25 protein-coding genes are annotated in these 19,073 nt (G+C 64.3%); 16 read left to right on the top strand and 9 right to left on the bottom strand.

What is annotated here, in order from left to right:
- Positions 1 to 76 precede the first annotated feature (76 nt).
- The 11 genes from CH302_RS19230 to CH302_RS19185 all read left to right on the top strand — a co-directional run bounded on the left by CH302_RS19230 (position 77) and on the right by CH302_RS19185 (position 7,133).
- Positions 77 to 808 (top strand): hypothetical protein, encoded by a 732-nt coding sequence (locus CH302_RS19230; protein ID WP_052047874.1) that lies wholly within the window; start codon positions 77 to 79, stop codon positions 806 to 808.
- Entirely contained in the window at positions 805 to 1,338 is a 534-nt protein-coding gene (locus CH302_RS19225) for a hypothetical protein (protein WP_037193257.1), read from the top strand. The genes CH302_RS19230 and CH302_RS19225 overlap by 4 nt, the downstream gene beginning before the upstream one ends.
- A complete protein-coding gene (locus CH302_RS19220; protein WP_037193254.1) occupies positions 1,335 to 1,775 on the top strand; it encodes a hypothetical protein in 441 nt (146 codons plus the stop codon). Before CH302_RS19225 ends, CH302_RS19220 begins: the two co-directional genes overlap by 4 nt.
- Positions 1,775 to 1,975, top strand: coding sequence for a hypothetical protein (locus CH302_RS19215; RefSeq protein ID WP_037193246.1), 201 nt, complete (start codon positions 1,775 to 1,777; stop codon positions 1,973 to 1,975). Before CH302_RS19220 ends, CH302_RS19215 begins: the two co-directional genes overlap by 1 nt.
- Complete coding sequence (locus tag CH302_RS30190) at positions 1,972 to 2,121, top strand: hypothetical protein (protein WP_155292940.1); 150 nt, start codon at positions 1,972 to 1,974, stop codon at positions 2,119 to 2,121. Before CH302_RS19215 ends, CH302_RS30190 begins: the two co-directional genes overlap by 4 nt.
- Complete coding sequence (locus tag CH302_RS19210; RefSeq protein ID WP_037193244.1) at positions 2,118 to 3,107, top strand: PD-(D/E)XK nuclease family protein; 990 nt, start codon at positions 2,118 to 2,120, stop codon at positions 3,105 to 3,107. The genes CH302_RS30190 and CH302_RS19210 overlap by 4 nt, the downstream gene beginning before the upstream one ends.
- A 68-nt stretch (positions 3,108 to 3,175) precedes the next feature.
- The gene (locus tag CH302_RS30185) at positions 3,176 to 3,412 is read left to right on the top strand and encodes a hypothetical protein (RefSeq protein WP_037193242.1); all 237 of its coding nucleotides are present in this window, start codon (positions 3,176 to 3,178) and stop codon (positions 3,410 to 3,412) included.
- Between the two features lie 107 nt (positions 3,413 to 3,519).
- The gene (locus tag CH302_RS19200) at positions 3,520 to 4,485 is read left to right on the top strand and encodes a helix-turn-helix domain-containing protein (protein ID WP_052047873.1); all 966 of its coding nucleotides are present in this window, start codon (positions 3,520 to 3,522) and stop codon (positions 4,483 to 4,485) included.
- Positions 4,482 to 5,774 (top strand): replicative DNA helicase, encoded by a 1,293-nt coding sequence (locus tag CH302_RS19195; protein WP_037193241.1) that lies wholly within the window; start codon positions 4,482 to 4,484, stop codon positions 5,772 to 5,774. The genes CH302_RS19200 and CH302_RS19195 overlap by 4 nt, the downstream gene beginning before the upstream one ends.
- A gap of 166 nt (positions 5,775 to 5,940) precedes the next feature.
- Positions 5,941 to 6,861: a recombinase family protein gene (locus CH302_RS19190; protein ID WP_037193240.1), complete on the top strand. Its 921-nt coding sequence runs from the start codon at positions 5,941 to 5,943 to the stop codon at positions 6,859 to 6,861.
- Positions 6,862 to 6,887: 26 nt separating this feature from the next.
- Positions 6,888 to 7,133, top strand: coding sequence for a hypothetical protein (locus tag CH302_RS19185; protein ID WP_037193239.1), 246 nt, complete (start codon positions 6,888 to 6,890; stop codon positions 7,131 to 7,133).
- On the opposite strand, the gene CH302_RS19180 is transcribed toward CH302_RS19185, so the two are convergent.
- From CH302_RS19180 to CH302_RS19165, 4 genes are all read right to left on the bottom strand, one after another.
- Positions 7,130 to 7,399 (bottom strand): hypothetical protein, encoded by a 270-nt coding sequence (locus CH302_RS19180; RefSeq protein WP_037193238.1) that lies wholly within the window; start codon positions 7,397 to 7,399, stop codon positions 7,130 to 7,132. The two genes, CH302_RS19185 and CH302_RS19180, sit on opposite strands and share 4 nt — an antisense overlap.
- Positions 7,400 to 7,415: 16 nt before the next feature.
- Entirely contained in the window at positions 7,416 to 7,742 is a 327-nt protein-coding gene (locus tag CH302_RS30180) for a DUF2510 domain-containing protein (protein ID WP_037193234.1), read from the bottom strand.
- Between the two features lie 86 nt (positions 7,743 to 7,828).
- Entirely contained in the window at positions 7,829 to 8,278 is a 450-nt protein-coding gene (locus CH302_RS19170; protein WP_052047872.1) for a DUF2637 domain-containing protein, read from the bottom strand.
- Positions 8,279 to 8,292: 14 nt separating this feature from the next.
- Entirely contained in the window at positions 8,293 to 9,123 is an 831-nt protein-coding gene (locus CH302_RS19165) for a tyrosine-type recombinase/integrase (RefSeq protein ID WP_217903123.1), read from the bottom strand.
- Between the two features lie 366 nt (positions 9,124 to 9,489).
- Here CH302_RS19165 and CH302_RS19160 point away from each other — a divergent pair, with 366 nt between their 5' ends.
- The 4 genes from CH302_RS19160 (at position 9,490) to CH302_RS19145 (ending at position 13,481) form a co-directional block, all read left to right on the top strand.
- The gene (locus tag CH302_RS19160) at positions 9,490 to 10,710 is read left to right on the top strand and encodes a lipase family protein (RefSeq protein WP_052047871.1); all 1,221 of its coding nucleotides are present in this window, start codon (positions 9,490 to 9,492) and stop codon (positions 10,708 to 10,710) included.
- Between the two features lie 479 nt (positions 10,711 to 11,189).
- Complete coding sequence (locus CH302_RS30175) at positions 11,190 to 11,360, top strand: hypothetical protein (RefSeq protein WP_155292939.1); 171 nt, start codon at positions 11,190 to 11,192, stop codon at positions 11,358 to 11,360.
- An 83-nt stretch (positions 11,361 to 11,443) separates the two neighbouring features.
- Positions 11,444 to 12,472, top strand: a complete 1,029-nt coding sequence (locus tag CH302_RS19150) for an LLM class flavin-dependent oxidoreductase (RefSeq protein ID WP_037193230.1) — start codon at positions 11,444 to 11,446, stop codon at positions 12,470 to 12,472.
- Positions 12,473 to 12,587: 115 nt separating this feature from the next.
- Positions 12,588 to 13,481 (top strand): universal stress protein, encoded by an 894-nt coding sequence (locus CH302_RS19145; protein WP_052047870.1) that lies wholly within the window; start codon positions 12,588 to 12,590, stop codon positions 13,479 to 13,481.
- A gap of 9 nt (positions 13,482 to 13,490) precedes the next feature.
- Here the strand turns inward: CH302_RS19145 and CH302_RS19140 are convergent, their stop codons facing one another.
- Both CH302_RS19140 and CH302_RS19135 read right to left on the bottom strand, forming a co-directional pair.
- A complete protein-coding gene (locus CH302_RS19140) occupies positions 13,491 to 14,198 on the bottom strand; it encodes an enoyl-CoA hydratase-related protein (RefSeq protein ID WP_037193229.1) in 708 nt (235 codons plus the stop codon).
- Between the two features lie 59 nt (positions 14,199 to 14,257).
- On the bottom strand, positions 14,258 to 15,376 hold the full coding sequence (locus tag CH302_RS19135) for a hypothetical protein (protein WP_052047869.1): 1,119 nt from the start codon (positions 15,374 to 15,376) through the stop codon (positions 14,258 to 14,260).
- Positions 15,377 to 15,498: 122 nt separating this feature from the next.
- On the opposite strand from CH302_RS19135, the gene CH302_RS19130 reads away from it, so the two are divergent.
- Positions 15,499 to 15,780: a DUF7218 family protein gene (locus tag CH302_RS19130; protein ID WP_037193228.1), complete on the top strand. Its 282-nt coding sequence runs from the start codon at positions 15,499 to 15,501 to the stop codon at positions 15,778 to 15,780.
- 1 nt (position 15,781) lies between these two features.
- On the opposite strand, the gene CH302_RS19125 is transcribed toward CH302_RS19130, so the two are convergent.
- From CH302_RS19125 to CH302_RS19115, 3 genes are read right to left on the bottom strand one after another with little or no spacing between them, the layout of a single operon-like run.
- Positions 15,782 to 16,270 carry an SRPBCC domain-containing protein gene (locus tag CH302_RS19125; protein WP_037193227.1) on the bottom strand — a complete coding sequence of 163 codons (489 nt, stop codon included), beginning with the start codon at positions 16,268 to 16,270 and terminating at the stop codon, positions 15,782 to 15,784.
- 20 nt (positions 16,271 to 16,290) lie between these two features.
- On the bottom strand, positions 16,291 to 17,244 hold the full coding sequence (locus CH302_RS19120) for an ABC transporter substrate-binding protein (protein ID WP_037193226.1): 954 nt from the start codon (positions 17,242 to 17,244) through the stop codon (positions 16,291 to 16,293).
- A 41-nt stretch (positions 17,245 to 17,285) separates the two neighbouring features.
- Positions 17,286 to 18,974, bottom strand: coding sequence for a nitroreductase family deazaflavin-dependent oxidoreductase (locus CH302_RS19115; protein WP_037193225.1), 1,689 nt, complete (start codon positions 18,972 to 18,974; stop codon positions 17,286 to 17,288).
- Between the last annotated feature and the right edge of the window lie 99 nt (positions 18,975 to 19,073).

Genomic DNA, 19,073 nt, shown 5'->3' with positions numbered 1-19,073 from the left:
CCGGAGTGTGCACCGCTGGCGTCGTCGCATTCACCTGGGCCGGAGAGCAATTCGAGCGAGCAGCAAGGGGCTTGTTATGAGAACCGTCATTCTGTGTCGAGGGATCGGTGAACCATACGAGCAGAACCTGCTCCGGGCGGTCACGAAGGACCTCGACCGCAAGAGATTCAACGTCATCGAGTTGGTGTGGTCGGCGGAGTTCGGTGGTGTGCCGCGGTGGGATGGTGACGCGTTCGGTGTCAGTGTCGCGAACGCGCAGGCCGGGTTGTTCGAGCTGATCCGCCGGTTCCCCGGTGCGATCATCCTCGGGTATTCGGGTGGCGCGCAGGTCGCTGGGAACGTCGCCGCCGAGATCGGGCGCGGTATGCACCTGGGCCTGTCCATCTCGGCGGTCGGGTTGATCTCCGACCCGTCCCGGCACACCGCACAGATCATCGGCCAGAACCGTGGCGGTCAGGGAATCATGGGTGGTCGCTACATCGCTGGCAACTTCCAGGTCTGGCAACTGTCCGCGTGGGGCGACCCCATCTCGGAGTTGCCGTTCGGAAACGGCCTCGGCGTCCTCGCGCAGGGCATCGAGTTCTGGTCCATCAAAGACCCGGCCCGGTGGATGGACGACCTGAAGCGCAAGGCCCTCACTGGCCGGTTGCGGTTCTGGGACCGCACTATCGACTGGGTCGGCGCGCACCAGTGGTCCCTCGGCTACACCCGCGACGGTCGGCACACCTGCTACTACCGCGAGAACATGGCCGACTCGAACATCACGTACGCGCAGAAACTCACGCAGCTGATCGTGGGCCTGAAGTGAGCACGGTGGAGGACCGCATTGCGGCTGCACTCGGGCAGCACTACGCGGTGTCCTTCGGGTTGTGTCTGTGCGGCTGGGAAACGACCCGCACGAAGATTGGCGAGTCCTGGCGTCCGGAGTTCGACGAGCATCAGGCGTCAGTGATCGCCGCTCTCCTCGCCAACGGGCCCTCAGGAGAGATCACGCGGCGATACTCGGCCGCTTACCGGAACCCCGACGGCAAGGTTGTCACGGTCGGAGTCGACTACCGGAAGCTTGCGTGGGCGGAAGGGGTCCGCGATGAGTGGAAGCGCGACGACCCGACCGTGAATATCTTCATCGCCTACCGCGATGTCCCCGAATGGCAGGAAGTCGACCCGGCTGTCCTCGATGATGCCGGCGTCGCAAAACCATCGACCGCTGAGCAACGCGATTCCGATGGCAGCCACATCTTTCACGGTGACCCCGCAAAGTGCATCGAGTGTGGTGTCACGCGAGCTGACCATCAGCGAGCCCGTGCCGCTGGTTCCGGTGGGGGTTTGGTTCGATGATCACGCTCACCGAGGACGAGCGCAGGCTGCTCCATCGTCTGAACGGCAGCATCGGCCAGGTCATCGCGACCCCGAAGCATGGCATCGACAGCCTTCGGCAGTCGCAAGGTGGAGGCGGCGGTAAGGGCTTCGATTACCGGTTGACCAAGACCGGCCTCGAAGGCGAGTGGTGTCAGTACGACATCGTCGAGCGACTGCCTGACGGTTCACCCGGCATCCTGCGTTTTCACAAACCACACCTGCGCGTGGAGATGACTTACACCCGTCTACGCCAGTGGGCGACGAGCCTGCCAGCCGAGCTACGCGAGCGGGCAATGACGGCGTGGCGCACATACCCCGTCGACACGCGAGATCTGGCCGAGCTCGCTCGGATCGTGCACGAGGCGATCGATCTCAGCGCTCCCGCCGAGCAGCTCGAGCTATTCGAGGTGGCGTGATGGGACACCGGAAATCTCACTACGCCATCGTCCGCCTGCCATACGACGGCGGTCAGTCACCGAACCGCACGGTCCCGCAGATCACGTGCGAGATCAGGGTCTTCCACCCACCGGCAGCCGAACTGGACGACATCACCGGTGCCATCGACGAAGCGCTCGCGGAAGTCCTGAACAGCGTCACCGACAGGACAGCACGGTGACCGCGCTGATGTGTGTCGTGTGCGGGTTCGCGACGGTCGGGTTCGTGTTCCTGTGGCTGGCGCTACGAGACACCGATCGGGATCGTCTCCTGGTCCTCCCCGTCGACTCTCCGGAGCGACGCATCCTCGAAACGGAGTTGTCATGACCGACATCGAAACGGAGATCGACCTCACCGCGCTGGCCGGTGAGCTGGAAGATGCAGTGAACGGGATCTGGGATCTCGCCGACGCCGACCACGAACGGTCGACGCAGGCCGAGATCGGCGTCTCGGAGATCGGGCAGTGCGAACGCCGCGCCGGGTACCGGATGACAAACACCCCGAAGACCGATCCTGTGTCGCCGTCGAGGCCTGCCCTGTTGGGGACGTGGATTCACGAGAAGGTGCTGCCGCTGATCGCTGCCCTGTTCGGCGGGGAGGTGGAGGTGACGGTCCTCGTCGACGGCGTGAAGGGCCACACCGATCTGATGCGGAACGTGTCGGGGGACCGGGAGGTGATCGTGGACCTGAAGACGTGCACGCAGTCGAAGATGTCGAAGGTCCGCGCCTACGGTCCACCGCGCGGTCACACGTGGCAGACGAACCTGTATGCGGAGGCGCGTCGCCAGGCCGGCGCGAATGTCGTGATGATCGGCCTCGTGTACCTCGATCGGGCGTTGGGGGACACGGAGGTGTGGTGCTCGCGGCCGGACCCGGACGTGACCGCTGAGGCGCGTCAATGGATCCGTGACGTGAAGCAGGCCGACGACCCCGACCTGCTACCGCGAGGGGGAAGGGGACCGGGCCACGACTGGGTGTGCACGGACTGCGCATGGCGGACCCGTTGCTTTCCCGAAGGGGTCGCCACCCTCATCACCGAAGGCGGTGACGAAGCGGTCGCCGACGCCGCGCAGCTCCACTACGACGCGGGGCAGCGGGAAGCCGCAGCGAAGAAAGACAAGAAGTTCGCGTCGGCGCTCCTCGAAGGGGTGACCGGAGTCCACGGCGTCTACAAGATCGGGCAACGGTCGAACGGTAGACGGATGGACCAGAAGAAAGCGAAAGCTCTCCTCGAGGCAGCTGGGACGCCGATACCGATGGGTGAAGCGTCCTACTACCCGTCGGTGTCGCTCGTGGAACCCGAAGCTACTTGAACACGCCACGAGTAACTAGGGAACAGTTAGCATGTGTCACCGGGTTACTCTGATCTGATGAGGACTGCATGACCGTCGAGCACTTACCGGAATGGACCGACATTCCAGCGGCGTCCGACCGCATCAACGATCTGATGCGACAGGACACCGCCCTCATCAACGAAGCGGCACGGCTGCTCGACGCCGGCCACTACACCGACGACACCGTCGATCAGCTGCAGGACATCTGGGCCGAGTCGATCGACGTCGAAGCAAAGCTCACCAAAGCACGTGCACCAGAACTGGATTGGCTGCACCGAACCTAGAACAAAGCGATGCCCCGGAGTTCACCGCTCCGGGGCATCAAGGTCGAACAGGAGATGACAGTGATTGTAGTGAACCCATCCGACAAAGTCGCCCAGGCGGTGCTCTCGTGAGCATCATCAGGACACGAATCCCCGCCGCCGACAACTTCACCATCGTCCCGAACCGCTGGCTCCGAGACGAGCGACTGAGCCGCCGCGCACGCGGCCTCCTCGCCGAACTGATGAGCCACCGACAGGGCTGGCGCATCAGCGTCAAGTCCCTCGCAGAGTCCGGACCCGAGGGCCTGACCGCCATCCGATCGGCCATCGCGGAACTCGAAGAACTCGGCTACCTCGAGCGCCTGGAGAAGCGAGAGAACGGCAAGTTCGCCGCCATGGACTACGTCCTGCGTGACCCGGTCGACATCCCCGAGCCACCGTCACCCGGTTATCCGACGACGGATGACGAATCACCGTCGTCAGGTTTTCCGACAACGGTTGACCCGTCATCGACTGAGCGGACCCCTAAGAAGACTATTCCTCCAGAAGACCATCTTGAAGAAAACAATCCCTCGCGAGACGAGCTCGCGCTGATCGATCAACCTGACATCTCGCCTGCTCCGAAGAGTCTTTCCACGAAACAGATCGATGCGCTCTTCGACACCTGGTACGAGAAATATCCCCGCAAGGTCGCGAGACCGGACGCACGCAAGGCGTACACCCGAGCTGTCCGCAACGTCGGCCCCGAGAAACTCCTCGCCGCCGCGACCGCCCTGGCCGCTGAGAAACGTGACAAGCAGTTCTACCCGTACCCCGCGACCTGGCTGAACAAGGGCCACTGGGACTCCGACGACCTCGCCCCGAAGACCGCATCGAGCATCGATGCGTGGTTGCGGGACTGCTGGCAGCGTGGCGACTACCGCACCGTCGAGGACCGCTCCGGGCTCACGTACCCGCAGCCCGACATCCCCGCCGAACTCCCCGACCGGGACGCTGTCGCCAGCTGGCTCCTCGCGCAGCGCCGCGAGTGGATCGTCGCGAACGTCCCCGCCATCACCGCCGCCGTCGCACGCCGAGAAGGGATCTCGGCATGAGCACCGGAGCATTCCTCGACTACAGCGAAGACCTCCTCGAGGCACCGTCCGACGAGCGGATCCTCGGCGCGGCCCTCCTCGCGTTCACGGCCCGCGACCTCGTCCCGGAGCTGCTCGCGAAACTGTCGCCGACGGACTTCGTCGACTCGCATATCGGGCAGATCTGGGAGTCAGCGCGGAACCTGCTGTCGCGGGGGAAGTCGATCAGCAAGCGCACCCTCCTCGCCGAACGTGACACCCCCGCCGTCCGGGTTCGGATCGAGCAGCTCGCCGGCGAACCCGTCCGCCCCGCCGCGGTGTCCGCAGCCGCACACGCCGTCGCCGAGATGGCGCAGTCCCGCCGACTCATCCAGGTCTGCAAGCGCATCGCCGAGGTCACCACCTCCGCCCAGTCGTACGGCGAAGCGTTCGAGTTCGCGTACCAGCAGCTGTCGACCCTCGACGGCGGCACCGTCCACCACGACGTCGAAACCCTCGACACCGTTACTGACACGTGGCTGCACTGGCTCGACTCCCCGGACGCCGAGGTCCGCACCTTCGAGACACCGTGGGCCGAACTCGACGAAACCCTCGCCGGAGGACTGCATGCCGGCCGGACGTACGTGTTCGGGGCCAGGCCCGGTGACGGGAAGTCGATCGCAGGTGTGAACCTCGCTGTCCGCGCCGCCGAGAACGGGCACCGGGCCGCGATCTTCTCCGTCGAGATGGGCAACATCGAAGTCGCATCCCGCGTCTACGCCGCAGCCGCCGAAGTCGAGTACGCGCAGATCACCAAACGCACCCTCGACACGTTCAACCGGGCCCGACTGGACGCGTACGTCGCCGCGCACCGGGACATGCCACTGTTCCTCATCGACAAGTCCGACGTCACCGTCGACTACATCGCGTCCCGCTGCCGCGCACTCAAACGCAACGGAGGACTCGATGTCGTGTTCGTCGACTACCTGCAGCTCCTCCGGGAGACAGACTCGAAGCAGGCCCGCGAACGGCAAGTCGCACACATCTCCCGCAGCTTGAAGGTCCTCGCCCGGGAACTCGACGTCGCGATCATCATCGCGTGCCAGCTCAACCGCAACCCGGCAGCGGGGGAGAAGAAACCGGCACTGTCGGACCTACGGGAGTCGGGGGCGATCGAGCAGGACGCCGACATCGTGATCCTGCTGCACCACCAGATCGAGGAGAACCTGCCCACCGGGTATGTCGATCTGATCGTCGCGAAGAACCGAACCGGCAAGTGTCACACCATCCCGCTGCGGTGGATGGGCTACCAAGCTCGGTTCAGCTCGTGACGGGCTGGGTGTGCCAGATCTGCGGTCACGCAGCGACGGAGGACCTGTTCCCGCTGTGTCGTGACTGCTCGGATGTGGTTCGGCCGACGCGCACTAGGCATCTGCGCCTCGCATGGTCTAGAGTGGATAGGGTGACACACAATCAGGTGACAGTGAAAGGCGCGACATGAGAGCGTACGGCTGGAACGACGACGGCACAGTCAACGACACCGAAGCCGCCGTGCTCCGCCGCGTCGCCGACCACGTCGCCGACGGCGGAAGCCTACGACCCTTCATCAAGAAACTCACCGACGAAGGCATCACCACCGCCAACGGCAAGGGCTGGGAGCCGATCACCATCAAGCGGGCCCTCACCAACCCCCGAATCATCGGCAAGAAACTCAAAGGCGACACCCTCGTCGCCGCCGACATTCCCGCCATCCTCGACGAGGACAAGTACAACGCCGTCGTCAAGATCATCACCGATCCCGACCGGCAGCGTTTCGCTGCGAAGGAAGCGCGCTCCCACCTGTTGTCCGGTGGGCTCGTCCGCTGCGGCAAATGCGGATCCCGCATGTTCCCCGCGGCCGGCGGGAAGGGCCGCGACATCTACGCCTGCATGTCCCAGTCCGGATGCGGCGGCATCACCATCGTCGCCCAGTACCTCGAGGACGACGTCACCGAACGCGTCCTCGCACGACTGACCGATCCGGCGACCCGCAACGCGCTCGCCCGATCGATCAACGACGCAGCTGTCGCGAACACAGACCGCGAGATCGCAGCCCTCAACACTCGACTGAAGGACCTCGGTACCGATTACGCCCGAGGCCTCATCACACGCGACACACTCCACTCGGCGACAGCCGAGATCAAGGACCGCACCGCGAAAGTGCACCGCGCGAAAGAGGACACCGACACACTCACCGACATCCCCGACATTGCCTCGGGGAAGGTCATCGAATGGTGGGAGGACGCGTCGACACGCCGCAGACGTGACACTGTCGCCGTCCTCCTCGACCACGTCACCGTCAAACCACTCCCGAGGGAACGACGCGGCTACGCCGGCCTCGACACCAACCGCCTCGAATACTTCTGGCGGAACGCATGAACAGTCGACTCCGGTAGGGGAGCAGTGTGAAGGTCTATCTGGTTGAGACGAAGTCGTGCGGGTTCTATGATTCCTTTTCGCTGGCGGAACTGCACTCCAACAAGGACACGGCGATCTCCCGCGCCAGGGAACTCATCGGCCACCGCGACCTCGCGAGCAGCCCGCACGCGTTGCCGATCGAGAAGGCGTCGGTCACCGAAATGGAAATCGGCGGCGGCGGCAAGCGCACCAACGTTTTCTACGTGACGGAAGACGAAGAGGAACTGGCCTAGCGTGCTGGCGGGTATTGGCCGTACCAGCCGATCGAGTTCCCGGCGAGGTACTGCTGGTGTTCCCAGTCGGCGCGCGCCGCGACCGCCGTATCGAGTCGACGCTGCTCGTCGCGGTGCCGCAGGTAATGCTGACCGGCCTTCACGGCGCAGAATGTCATCGCGGCGAGGATCGCCACCGCCCAATGCTCGATCACCAGGCCGAGGGCGAACAGGCCGCACAGGACCGCGACGGCCGGGTGCCGATCCAGGTAACCGCCGCGCCTCATGGCCGTCCTCGTTTCGTCAATACTGCGGTGGCGTCGGCGGCACCGACGGCTGAACATGCTGAGTCCACTGGGTGCCGTCGAACCACCGCACGAACCCAGGATTCCCCGGGTCGCCGTACCAGCCCGGTGGTGTCGTCACGGGCCGGGTCTCCTCGCGTACGTTCGCATGATTGAGCGCCTGCAGCTGCTGACGCTGCAACTCCAATGACACGCCCTGCTGCACTACCTGTGCGCGGGCCGCGTTGCGGGTCTGCTTCGTGTATTTGCTGGTCCGCTCCGCATCGTTGCGGTAGCTGACGACGCCGAGCGTTCCGACGCTCATGGTCTTGCGGATGATGCCCATGGTGTTCCCCTGTCGACTCCTGTTGAGTCGTGGTTCTACCAGAGGGTGTTACCGACACGCCCGACACGTCATTCATTCGATACACCTCACGCTGCGGCGTCGTGGCGAAAGGAAGGCACCCGCGGTTCCAATCCGACCACCGGAGCCAACGCGGCCCGGGAGGGCCGGTGCGCCAGCAGGTACGTCAGATGGGTGACCGCGAGCAGCGACAACGGAGGCACCGCCGCGACAAGGATTCGGACCGCGACGGGCAACTCCCCGGTGTACGTCGCGTGCAGTGAGTTGCCGGCCAGTGACAGGCTCGCGCCGATCCCCAGCAGAGTCCAGGCGTACCAGCGATGTTCGTCGAGGGCGACGACTGCGACCGTCGCGACGAGGACCAGGCCGTCGACGATCAGCGGCCACACCCACGCCTGCTGTGTCGGCACTCCGGACCGTTCGGCGAGGTCGCGTAGCGCGGTGAAGCTGAGCCAGAACGCGCCGAGCGCGATCATGGTGGTTCCTGCGATCGAGGCCGCAGTGGGGAAGCGTGACATGGGGTTCTCCTGTATCAGGCTGCGTGACGAGCGAGGCCGAGGTTGGCTCCGGCTGCGGCACGACGTAGCGACTCTTCGGGAACGAACGTGTAGATCTGCGTGGTGGTTACCGAGGCGTGGCCGAGTAACTCCTGGGTGGCGCGAATGTCGCGCTCGACGGAGTAGGCCAGGCTGGCGTACCGGTGTCGGAGATTGTGTGCGGTCCACCCGTCGGCCATGGCGCGGGAGACGAGCTTGCCGACGTAGCTGGCGCTCAGGTGTCCGTTGATCTGACCGGGGAAGAACCACCCCGGCGGGAGTAAGCGCAGGGTTGCCGCGAGGGCGTCGTCGATGGGGATGATTCGCTCGTGCCCACCCTTACCGATGACACGCAGCTGCCACCCGTAGAGGTCGCGTTCGATCTGGTTGGTGTGCAGTCGACTGCACTCACCGCGCCGGATGCCGGTGAACACCAAGACGAGCAGCATCAGTTTCACTCGGGGGTCGACGGTGTCGAGGGCGTCCTCGACGATGTCGTTCGGTGCCGGCCGGGGTCGAGCCCTGGGGATGGGTACCGGTGGCAGCTCGTGGGAAGGATCGACGGTGATGTGCCCGCGGGCCTGCGCCCAGCGGAAGAACACACGCAGGCTCGATCGATAGCTGCGGCGAGTCTCGGCCTTCCACTCGTGGTTCGCCATCCACGTCACGACGTGACCATCCGTCATCTGCCATGGGTGCACGTCGGGGTGGTCATGGGCCAGCCGTCGCAGGTGATATGTCCGGGTGTAGCGCGTTTCGGCCGATTTACCGGCGGCACGCAGCCACTCGTCCCACGACGAAATTGCTTCTGCCCAAACTGGTTTCACTGTCAGCATGTTCATGCCCGACATCGGAGCAGGACGCATGAAACTGACTGTCCGGTATGACTGATTCGTCACCATGTCTATACCTCACCGTTAGGTTCAGCTGTGAGGTCACACGAATTGGATTCTGGGACGCTGGTGCCACTCACGAAGTGTCGGTGTGTCATCACGATGCGATCTTCTCGGGCAGCTCGAAACGACGAATCGCCCCGATGCTGGTCACAGCTGCTGCTTCCCTTAATCAGCGGGTCCGGGGTTCGAATCCCTGATGGCGCACAACAGATGCCCTTGCCAGTGGAAACACTGGCAAGGGCATTTTTTGTGGTGTTTTCCGACCGTGACGTGGGTGTCGCAATCCACGGACACAGAATGCGGATCCGCACTTCGGACCGCATACTGGCTCGCGAGATGAGACTGCCGTTCGTCACCTTCGCCCTGTCCGTTCTTGTCGGGTGCCTCGCTCTCTCGGCCGCACCCGCCTCGGCGGCTCCCGGCGGTACCGATTTCTACGGAGCGCCCGTCGTCGGCCTGGAGTCATACGCTCCCGGGTCCATCCTGCGCCGAGAACCCGTGCCGCAGCTCGACGTTCTGGGATCGCACACCGAGCGCATTCTGTACCGATCGGCCGATCCCCGCGATCGTGCAGTGGCGGTGTCGGGGCTGCTGGTCACGCCGACGCGTGCGTGGTCCGGTTCCGGTCCCCGGCCCGTGATCGCTTATGCGCCAGGCAGTTACGGGGTTGCCGATCGTTGCTCGGGCTCGTCGAAGCTGGGACTGGCAACCACGATGCCGGCACTGCTGCCATTACTGGCGCAGGGGTATCAGGTGGTCACGACGGACTATCAAGGGCTGGGAACCCCTGGCGAATACGAGTTTCTGGGTCGGATCGCCAGTGCCCGTGCCGTGCTGGACTCGGCACGGGCTGCGGCACGGGAGACCGACGCGCCCGTCGTGCTCTACGGGTACTCGGCGGGCGGCGTCGCGTCGGCCGCTGCTGCAGAGCTCGCTTCCACCTACGCGCCCGATGTTTCCGTGGTCGGCGCTTTCGTCGGTGCCGCACCGACCGATCCGGTGCTGCGTGTCGACGACCAAGACGGCTCCGATTCCGCCGCGACGATGCTGTACACGATCGGCGGCCTGATCGGTGCGCACCCCGACCGGGCCGAACAGATTCGGGCACTGTTCAACGATCGCGGACGGGCAGCTCTCGATGCGGCACAGGATTTCTGCACGGTCGACGCTCTCACCTACGGACCGTTGCGATCCGAGGATCTGACTGCCGACGGCTCTTCCCTGAGAACACTCATGGTCGGGCCCGTGCTGGGTCCGCTGGCGGAGGAGAACACCATCGGATTCACCGCGCCCGTCGCACCCGTGATGATCGTGCACGGCGTTCACGACGCGTCCGTCGAGATCGAGCAGAGCCGGCTCCTGGCGGACCGTTGGCGCGCCGCAGGCGTCACGGACATCACCGTCCGAGAGTTCGACTTCGGAACCGATCTGGTGCCCGCGTTCGATCATCCGGCCACGAACGTCGCTGCCTACCCCGAATTGATCGGGTGGATAAATCGACTTGTCACTCGGGCGTAGCTCGCTACCCAAGTCAGTCGTACGTGACGTAGATCACGCACGACCGGTGTGTGTTTGCTCCTTTCCGATCCGACTTATCGGTCATGCCGGGTCAGATGCACCGGCGAATCACCGAGATCTACTGCCTTGGAGAAAGGGATCGACCATGATCGTCATCGGAAACGGGGCCGTCGCATGAGTGGCCGCAGGAGTCTGTCCAGCCGACTCTTCGAGGGTCTGGGCCGCGTCACGTGGGGCTACGGCAAGCGGAAGCTCGACGAGCGGCGCGCACGCAAACGCGGACGGCGATAAGCCGGACAACGAGCGATGCGTTGCGCAACATGCCGCAACGACCATGCTCGTTCCCGTCGACACCCGACGAAACCCTTGCGGCCGAAAAGCTTTCGTCAGGTGTCGATTCCGGCTCCCTCGAGCGCAACCAACCTGGCATCGGTCCTCGAGGCGGCCTCCGAACGTCGATCGATCGGTACGGTGCAGGTATGTACGGATTCGAGGTTGGCGACGGAGTTGCACCGCTGAGCGGGCCCATGGCAGGTATGTACGGAACCGTGGTCTGGTTCTACGAGGAGAAGCAGCAGTTGCTCGTCCGCTTCGGCGCGTCGCAGCAGATGTACTACGCGGCGGAGGAGCTGAAGCGTTGGGGAGAGTAGTCGCCTGCTCGATCTCGCATCGGAATAATTGAATCTTCACCGATGCTGTTGCAAGCGACCATCCCGACTCGAAAGGTCCCACCATGCATCTGGGCGTCGACAGCTTCGTCTCTTCCGTGACCGATCCGACCGACGGCCGGGTGATCGCTCCCGAGGAGCGAATGGGTCACCTGCTGGAGGAGATCGCCCTCGCGGATCAGGTCGGGCTCTATTCGTTCGGCATCGGCGAGCATCACCGCAGTGAGTACTACGACTCGGCTCCGTCGATCATTCTCGCCGCGGCAGCCGCGCGCACCGAGAGCATTCGACTCGGCAGCGCAGTCAAGGTACTCAGCGCCGACGATCCGGTCCGGGTCTTCCAGGAGTTCGCCACTCTCGACCTGATCTCCAAGGGCCGGATCGACCTGGTCGTGGGACGCGGATCCTTCACCGAGTCGTTCCCGCTGTTCGGACTCGATCTGGCCGATTACGACTCGCTCTTCGCCGAGAAGCTCGACCTCCTGCTGCAGATTCGGGACAACGTCGAGGTGACCTGGTCCGGTCGGCACCGCCCGGCGCTGAACCGTCAGGGCATCTACCCACGTCCGCTGCAGGATCCGTTGCCGATCTGGGTCGGTGTCGGTGGGACTCCCGAATCCTTCGCTCGCGCAGGGCTTCTGGGGCTCCCACTGATGATCGCCATCATCGGCGGCGAACCACGACAGTTCGCTCCGCTGGTCGATCTGTACCGGCGCGCCGGAGCCCAAGCGGGTCACCCTCCGGAGAAACTGAAGGTGGGTCTGCACGTGTTCGGCTTCGTCTCCGAGACCACACAGGCTGCGGCAGACACGATCTATCCCGGGTGGAACGAGATGTTCACCAAGATCTCGCGGGAGCGTGGATTCGCCCGACCGAGCAGGCAACAGTTCGACGCCACTTCCGGTCCGAACGGCGCGTTCTTCATGGGAGATCCGAAGACGGTGGCCGACAAGATTCTGCGAGTGAGCGAACAACTGGGCGGTGTGGACCGACTGTCGTTGCAGATGACAAATCCGCGGCTGGCCCACAGCGACCTTCTGCGCGGCATCGAACTACTCGGCACCGAAGTCGCACCTCTGGTTGCCTTGGCATAGCCGTTCCGACCCGAAGTGCCCGCAATCACGGTGGCCAAATGCCCTAGTGGACCGTGGACGAAGCGTCGATCGTAGAAGACGACGCAGAATTCCGTCTTCGGCCAACGGAGGAACGATGGACCACACGATCGCGGCAACTACATTCGAAGGACCGCTCGCGGTCGTGGTCGACGGCTCGCCCACGGACAAGGGGGTGGCCGAATGGGCGGCGCATTTCGCCGGAGCGGCCTCGACATCGGTGCGCCTCGTCCACGGTGCACCGAAAGACGAGTGGAGTGCGGCCGTCGCCGCCGAGCTGAACACCACCGACTTCCCGACGCGTCTGCGGCAGGAGGGCGAAGGCGTACTCGCTCGCGCTGTCGAGGTGGTTCACGGTGTCGATCCCCAGGTGGCGGTCGAATCGGAGGTATCGGAGCTGTCGGCTGCACGTATGGCCAAGGCGCTCTCCGCAGACGCGGCAATGCTCGTCGTCGGCGCGTGCGAGTCGGGTCCGCTGCGCGACATCGTCTTCGGGTATTCGCCGACGGCAATCGTCAACGCCGCGACCTGCCCGGTGCTGGTGTGGCACGAACGTCGCGACTCGGGATCCGAACCGGCACCCGTCGCGGTGGGGGTCGATGGATCAGAGCCGTCGAAGCGCGCACTGTCGGCAGCGTTCGAGCTTGCGAGCATCCTGGATGCAGAGCTGCTCGCCGTCCACGTGGGTGCCGTGCACGAGACCGACCAACTCGACTACGGCACCTCCGTCGACTGGCAGCACCTTCGTGAGGCGGAACGACAGTGGTTGCAGGCCAACGTCGATGCCTATCGAGACAAGTATCCGTCGGTGCCGGTTCGGGCAGTGTCCGTCGGTGCCTCGGCGGCACACGAACTTCGTTCGATCTCCGCTACGTCTCAGGTGTTGGTCGTGGGTAGCCGTGGCCGAAATCGCTTCACAGCAGCGATATTGGGATCAGTGAGCCAGAACTTGGTGCATCACGCCGAATGTCCGGTGCTCGTGGTGCATTGACGGCGTCACCTAGTTCGAGGCCCATTCCATTTCGTCGACGCCTGCGACAGGCGTCAGCAGGGAACGGATCTCACCGGCGTACATGGTGCGTTTGATCTCGCCCAGAACGTCGCCACGAGTTCCGGCCAGGTCGCCTGCGCGGGCGATGGCGTCGTCGAGCAGTGAATCGGCGGCCGACACGGCATCGACCAAACCGAGTGCCATGGCGTCGCCTCCGCCGTAGCGGCGGCCGGTGGTGAGTGCCTCGTGGAAGGCGTGCGGTGCCAGCCTCGCTCGCACCATGTCGACGGTTCCCGGGCTGTAGGTCGCCCCGATGTTGACACCGGGGAAGCACAGGAAGCCGCGATCGGACCGCATGATTCGGTGGTCGTGAGCCATCACGAAGAATGCGGCACCACCGAACGTGTGTCCCTGCATGGCCGCGACCGTTTGCATCGGAAGTGTCAGAAAGCGCACCAACATCTCTTGCACGGTGCCGATGAACCGGTTGATCTGGTCGAGGTTCTCGGCACCCCACGACAGGTCCACTCCGGTGGAGAAGTACTTGCCCGTCGCTGTCGTGACGAGCGCAGCAGCACCGGAACTGGCCTCGACCTCGTCGAGCAGAGTGTTGATCTCGGCAACCCAATCCGGGCTGATGCGATTTTCGGTGTCGTCGACACCTCGACTTCCGAGGTTCAGGACGAAGACATCGGCAACGCGTTCGAGGTATGGCATATCCCGAACGTACCCACATCTTGTTGTTCTCACTCACAACGCCGAGGGTTCGTCGGTGGTTACGAAGACGCGGTAGCCGATTCTCGACGAATGAGTTCGCGGTGACCGTAGGTGGCGCCGAGGATGTCCTCGCGATCTGCCACGGAGGAGCCGACCGCGCCTGCCACCGTGCCCAGCGAAGCGGCAAGCCATGCCAGGGCGAAGTAGTCGCCGAGAGTCGCGTCGCGACCGATCTGCGCGGTCAGGAAGTCCGGTGAAATGACCACTGCTGCCGAGAACAGTACGACCGCGAACAGCAGCGCGTACATGCAGAGCGCACCGGTCAGGACCGTTCCGAGGGTGGCTGCGTTGTACATCCAGCGATCGATCGTCGAGCTTCGGAACGAGCGTTTTTCCCACAGCCCATTGGGAAAGATGACCCACACCGTCATGGCCATCACCGCGGTGACTCCGATCATCGCCAGTCGTCCGAGGCTCATCGACGCTGCCATCTGCCAGATGCTCGCGTAGAACACGCCGAAGGCGGACGCCGCGCTCGCGGCAGCAAGCGCACCCGACAACGTGGGAACCAATCGCCACGGGCGATTACACCGAATCATCCCTGACACCAACCTGGTTCGGCCGAACATGCTCGACGTCAGCAGAACTTCGGCACCTTCCCCGGAATCGCTCGGAGCCCAGCGAGACCGAGAGTATCTTCGCGGCTGCCGAGAGGGGTCGTCGGCTTCGATCAACTCGTGCAACACCGCGAGAGCGGCGGTGACGGCGCGTCGCCGGACCGCAAGCGTTCCGAAAGAGGGCACGTACAGCGCGCCTGTCGTGCCACCGCGAATCTCGGCGATCACCGGACGCGACCCGAGACGGCGAGGTACTTCCGACACACACAACACGATGTTGTAGTTGTCGGTGGCTTGCACCGATGCCAGCCACTGACCGAGTGGGGCGGCACCGGTCGCGGTGGGTGGGAGGGGAACCGACGCTCCGGACACCCGTAGTTCCCGCCGGTGCCCGTCGATCATCGCGTGGTCGGGCAACTTGTCGATGATGGCGGACGCGACGGTCGACGCGAAGCCGTCGTCACTGACCACGCCCACCGAGAGCGGTGAATCGTCTGCGTCGGTGGTGTCGTGGTGGCCGGTGTTGTCTCGGCCCGCAGAGGCCGATCGATCGAAGTGCATCTCGATCGCTTACCCGATGACGCTCGGTGCACACCACTCGTCTGCCGCGGAACGAGGTTTGTCGTCGTGCAGACCGGGTAGCGCATTCGATAAGTCGATGCAGTCCAGCGAGAGGAAGTTCGATGCCGGCGAAGAAGAACGAAACCGGGGACCAGCCGCAACTGAAGGATCAGGCCCTGTACGAGAAGCTTCGAGAAGAGGGCAACTCGAAGGAGAAGGCTGCTCGAATCTCGAACGCGGCCGCGAAGGAGGGCAGGGATCAGATCGGTGAGAAGGGAGGGAAGTCCGGATCCTACGAGGACTGGACCGTGGACGAATTGACCGACAGGGCCAAAGAACTGGGCCTCGAGGGTTACTCGAAACTGAAGAAGGAGGAGCTCATCGACGCGCTCCGACACCATTGATTCACTGCGGGCGCAGCGACGAATAGTACTCCTGCTGGGATGGGTAGTAGTCGTCGAAACTCGGGAGTGGGTCGCCGTTTCCGGCCGCGACGAACATGTCCAGGTAGTACTCCCACCCCGGTCCGATCTCTCCCAGACCGTCCGTGCTCGCGCAGCTGTGTACGAGCACGAGAACGGTCCCAGGGCCTCTCTCGGTCAGACGGACCTCGAGAGGCCACTGGCCCTCGCCGGTCATCCGCACTGCCAGGAGGCCCGGCGGCTCACACGCGTCGATGATCATGTCCGACGCGGGCGCATCCTCCTCGAATGCCATCGTGACGCGAACGGTGTTTTGCGAGATCCGCTCCCACGGACCGAACCACAGTGCCGTCCGGGACGATTCGGTGAGGCGTGCCCATACGACCTCACGTGGTGCCGAGATGGTGCGGCTCAATTCGAGGGCGAAGCCGGTGTCGGTTGTTCTCAGTGTGCCCAGAGGAGTCGGTGCCATCGAGTGATTATGCATCTCGGTCAGCTCCGGGCGTAGAGCTTCTCCACCAGGCCGAGGGTCCACAGCGCGGTCAGTGGTCCACCGTCGTTGGTGAACTTGTCGGTCCGCACGATGCGGTCGTCTCTCACGGCAGGCAGGCCACTCCAGAGCGGATTGGCGTTCATGGCCTGCAGGTCCTGCTCCGAGGTGATCGAGGCAATCATGGCCACTGCGTCGGATGCGGCAGTGACGTTCTCCGGGCCGTACTCGATTTCGGGGTCGGCGTCGTTCCAGGCGGAAGCGAAGCGGGCTCCCACGTCTTCGAGCACGATGGAGGTCACCCGGTCGCGTCCTATCGAGATCCCACCTTCCTCGGACGTACTGATCGGCAGGACCGCGGTGTTCGCGATCGCGTCGGCATACTGCAACATGAGCTCGTCGACGCGAGAGGTGTACTCGCTCAGTATCGTTTCCGCCTCGTCCCGAAGATTCAGTGCCGCGCCGATCGTTGTGACGTCCTGCTGCCAGCTGACTCCGGTGCCGGTGGAGCCCACCGGCAGTACCGGCGCAATTTCGCTGAGCTGGTCGTATATCTCCTCGACTACTTCGTCGCGACCGATGATCAAGTCCGGTTCCACTCGGGCAATTGCTTCGAGATCGACCGTGTTTCGGGGGTAGAGCTCTGGCACTCCGTCTGCAAGCAGCATCCTGGTGGGCTCGGTCAGTGGACCGGGAATTTCCGGCGGAGCCTCGGTTTCCACCGGAATCCCGACGATGGGCAAGTCGAACGCCAGGGCGATGTCCAGGTCGCGTCGTCCGTCGATGACGACGACCGACTCGATTCGATCCGGTACCTCGACGGTGCCGAACTGCGTGGTGGCCGAATGGGTCGCGGAGTTCGTGGCCGCCCGTTCGGTGTCGACACCACAAGCCGAGAGCAGAGATGCAACCAGGAACGCGCCGAGGGCGACGGACAAGTGGGGGACTGTCTTCACGACTTAAGTAAACCAAACCTAAGTCGATTGTGAGGAACTGGTCATTCGTCGAACTCGATGCGGACCGAGATCGGGTCGGTCTGGAGCGCTCGGAAGCCGGCTCCGATGATGCGTCCGAGGAGGGGATTGCCGGAGAACGACCTCGCTCTGGCGACGACGTCGTCGTCGGGTACGAATGTGGCTGTGCCGCTGCGCCACTGGTTGCCCACTCGAATCCGGATTCCCGGTCTGTCCGCGATATTGGCACCCCAACCGGACCTGGTGCCGTGCTGCGATACCAGCCACGCACCGGAATCGTCGAATGCCGCCGACACCGGCACGCGACGGGCGAGCCCGGTCTTGCGTCCCACGGTCTCGAGGTCGGTCACCAGGGAGGTCGTCACTCCCAGGGACGTCAATCCGTTCACGATGGGATTGGCGAGGTACTTCCCGATCAAGCGCTCGCGGCGGAACTTCGTCACGGCAGCAGATGTGTCCGCCCGAGCGGCACCTCGGCGGTTGCGGAACGCGTCCCAGCCGTTGCGCTGCATCATCGTGGCGGCAGTCTTCCACGCCGGACGGCTCGAATTCGGCTGCCGTCCAGCGCCGATGAGCTGTAATTGGTCGGTGTGCCACTGCAGATCGAGTGCGCCGTTGATCTGCTTGAACGCACTGGACTTCGACGGGACGCGAAGACCCACGCGCGGCGACTCGACCCGGTCCAGCGTGCCGTCGACCAGAGAGTTCGCGACGGCCGGGGCGAGGGCAGTCGGACGGCCGAGGCCGACCATGTCGCACTCACCCGACTGCACTGCCGCATTCATCACCGAGCGGGTGCGGAAGCCGCCGGTGACCGCCAGCGGCACGGTTCCTGCCGCGTCGCGCACCGTCCGCGCGTACTCGAGGAAGTACGCCTCACGATCGCGGGTGCTCGCAGTGCCCATCATCGCGGGTGATTCGTAACTGCCACCGCTGATTTCGATGAGATCGATGGATTCTCGAACGAGATGCTCGACGGTGATGCGTGATTCTTCCTCGCTGAAGCCGCCGCGTTGGAAGTCCGCGGAATTGAGTTTGATTCCCACTGCGAAACTCGGGGACACCGCTGATCTGATTGCGCGGACGACTTCGAGTACGAATCGCATCCGTCCGTCGAGGTCGCCGCCCCAGGCGTCGTCGCGTCGATTGGACAGCGGCGACAGGAACTGCGAAACCAGGTATCCGTGCGCCCCGTGGATCTGGACGCCGTCGAAACCGGCCGTCTCGGCCACGGCCGCTGCGGTGGCGAATCGGCCGATGATGTCGCGGATCTCGTTCTCGCTCAACGCCCGCGGTGCCGGAATTCCCGGGATGTTGGGGGCGACTGCGGACGGTGCAACGGGCTTGGTGCGGGTGACGATCGGGTTGGCCTGCCGGCCCGGGTGATTGAGCTGCATCCAGATGGGGGCACCGCCGTCGGACGTTGCTTTCGCCCAACGGGCCAGAGCGTCGCGGTCGCGGTCGTCCTCGATGACGACATTGCCCGGTTCGCCGAGGTGAGATCGGTCGATCATCACGTTGCCGGTCACCACCAGGCCGTAGCCGCCCGCGCCCCACTGGCGGTACAGCGTTTCGAGGCGGAAGTCCGGACCGTGCTCGGCGGTGGACAGTCCTTCGCTGAGAGCTGCCTTCATCACACGATTCGGCAAGATCTGCCCGCAGGCGAGGGTGAGCGGGCTGCTCAGGTCGATCACGTCGGTGTCAGGGGACATGGCGTTTCTCCGGTTCCTGGACTGCGGCTCAAGCTATGATGGACAACATAGATACAGAGGGACTGTAGATGTAACGAGGCGTCACGTCAATCATTGTGG

This window comes from Rhodococcus sp. 15-2388-1-1a, assembly GCF_002259145.1.
In the GTDB taxonomy this organism is placed as follows: Bacteria; Actinomycetota; Actinomycetes; order Mycobacteriales; family Mycobacteriaceae; genus Rhodococcoides.
Note: the sequence above shows the minus strand (reverse complement) of the source record. Positions and strands in the feature narration are given on the sequence as shown.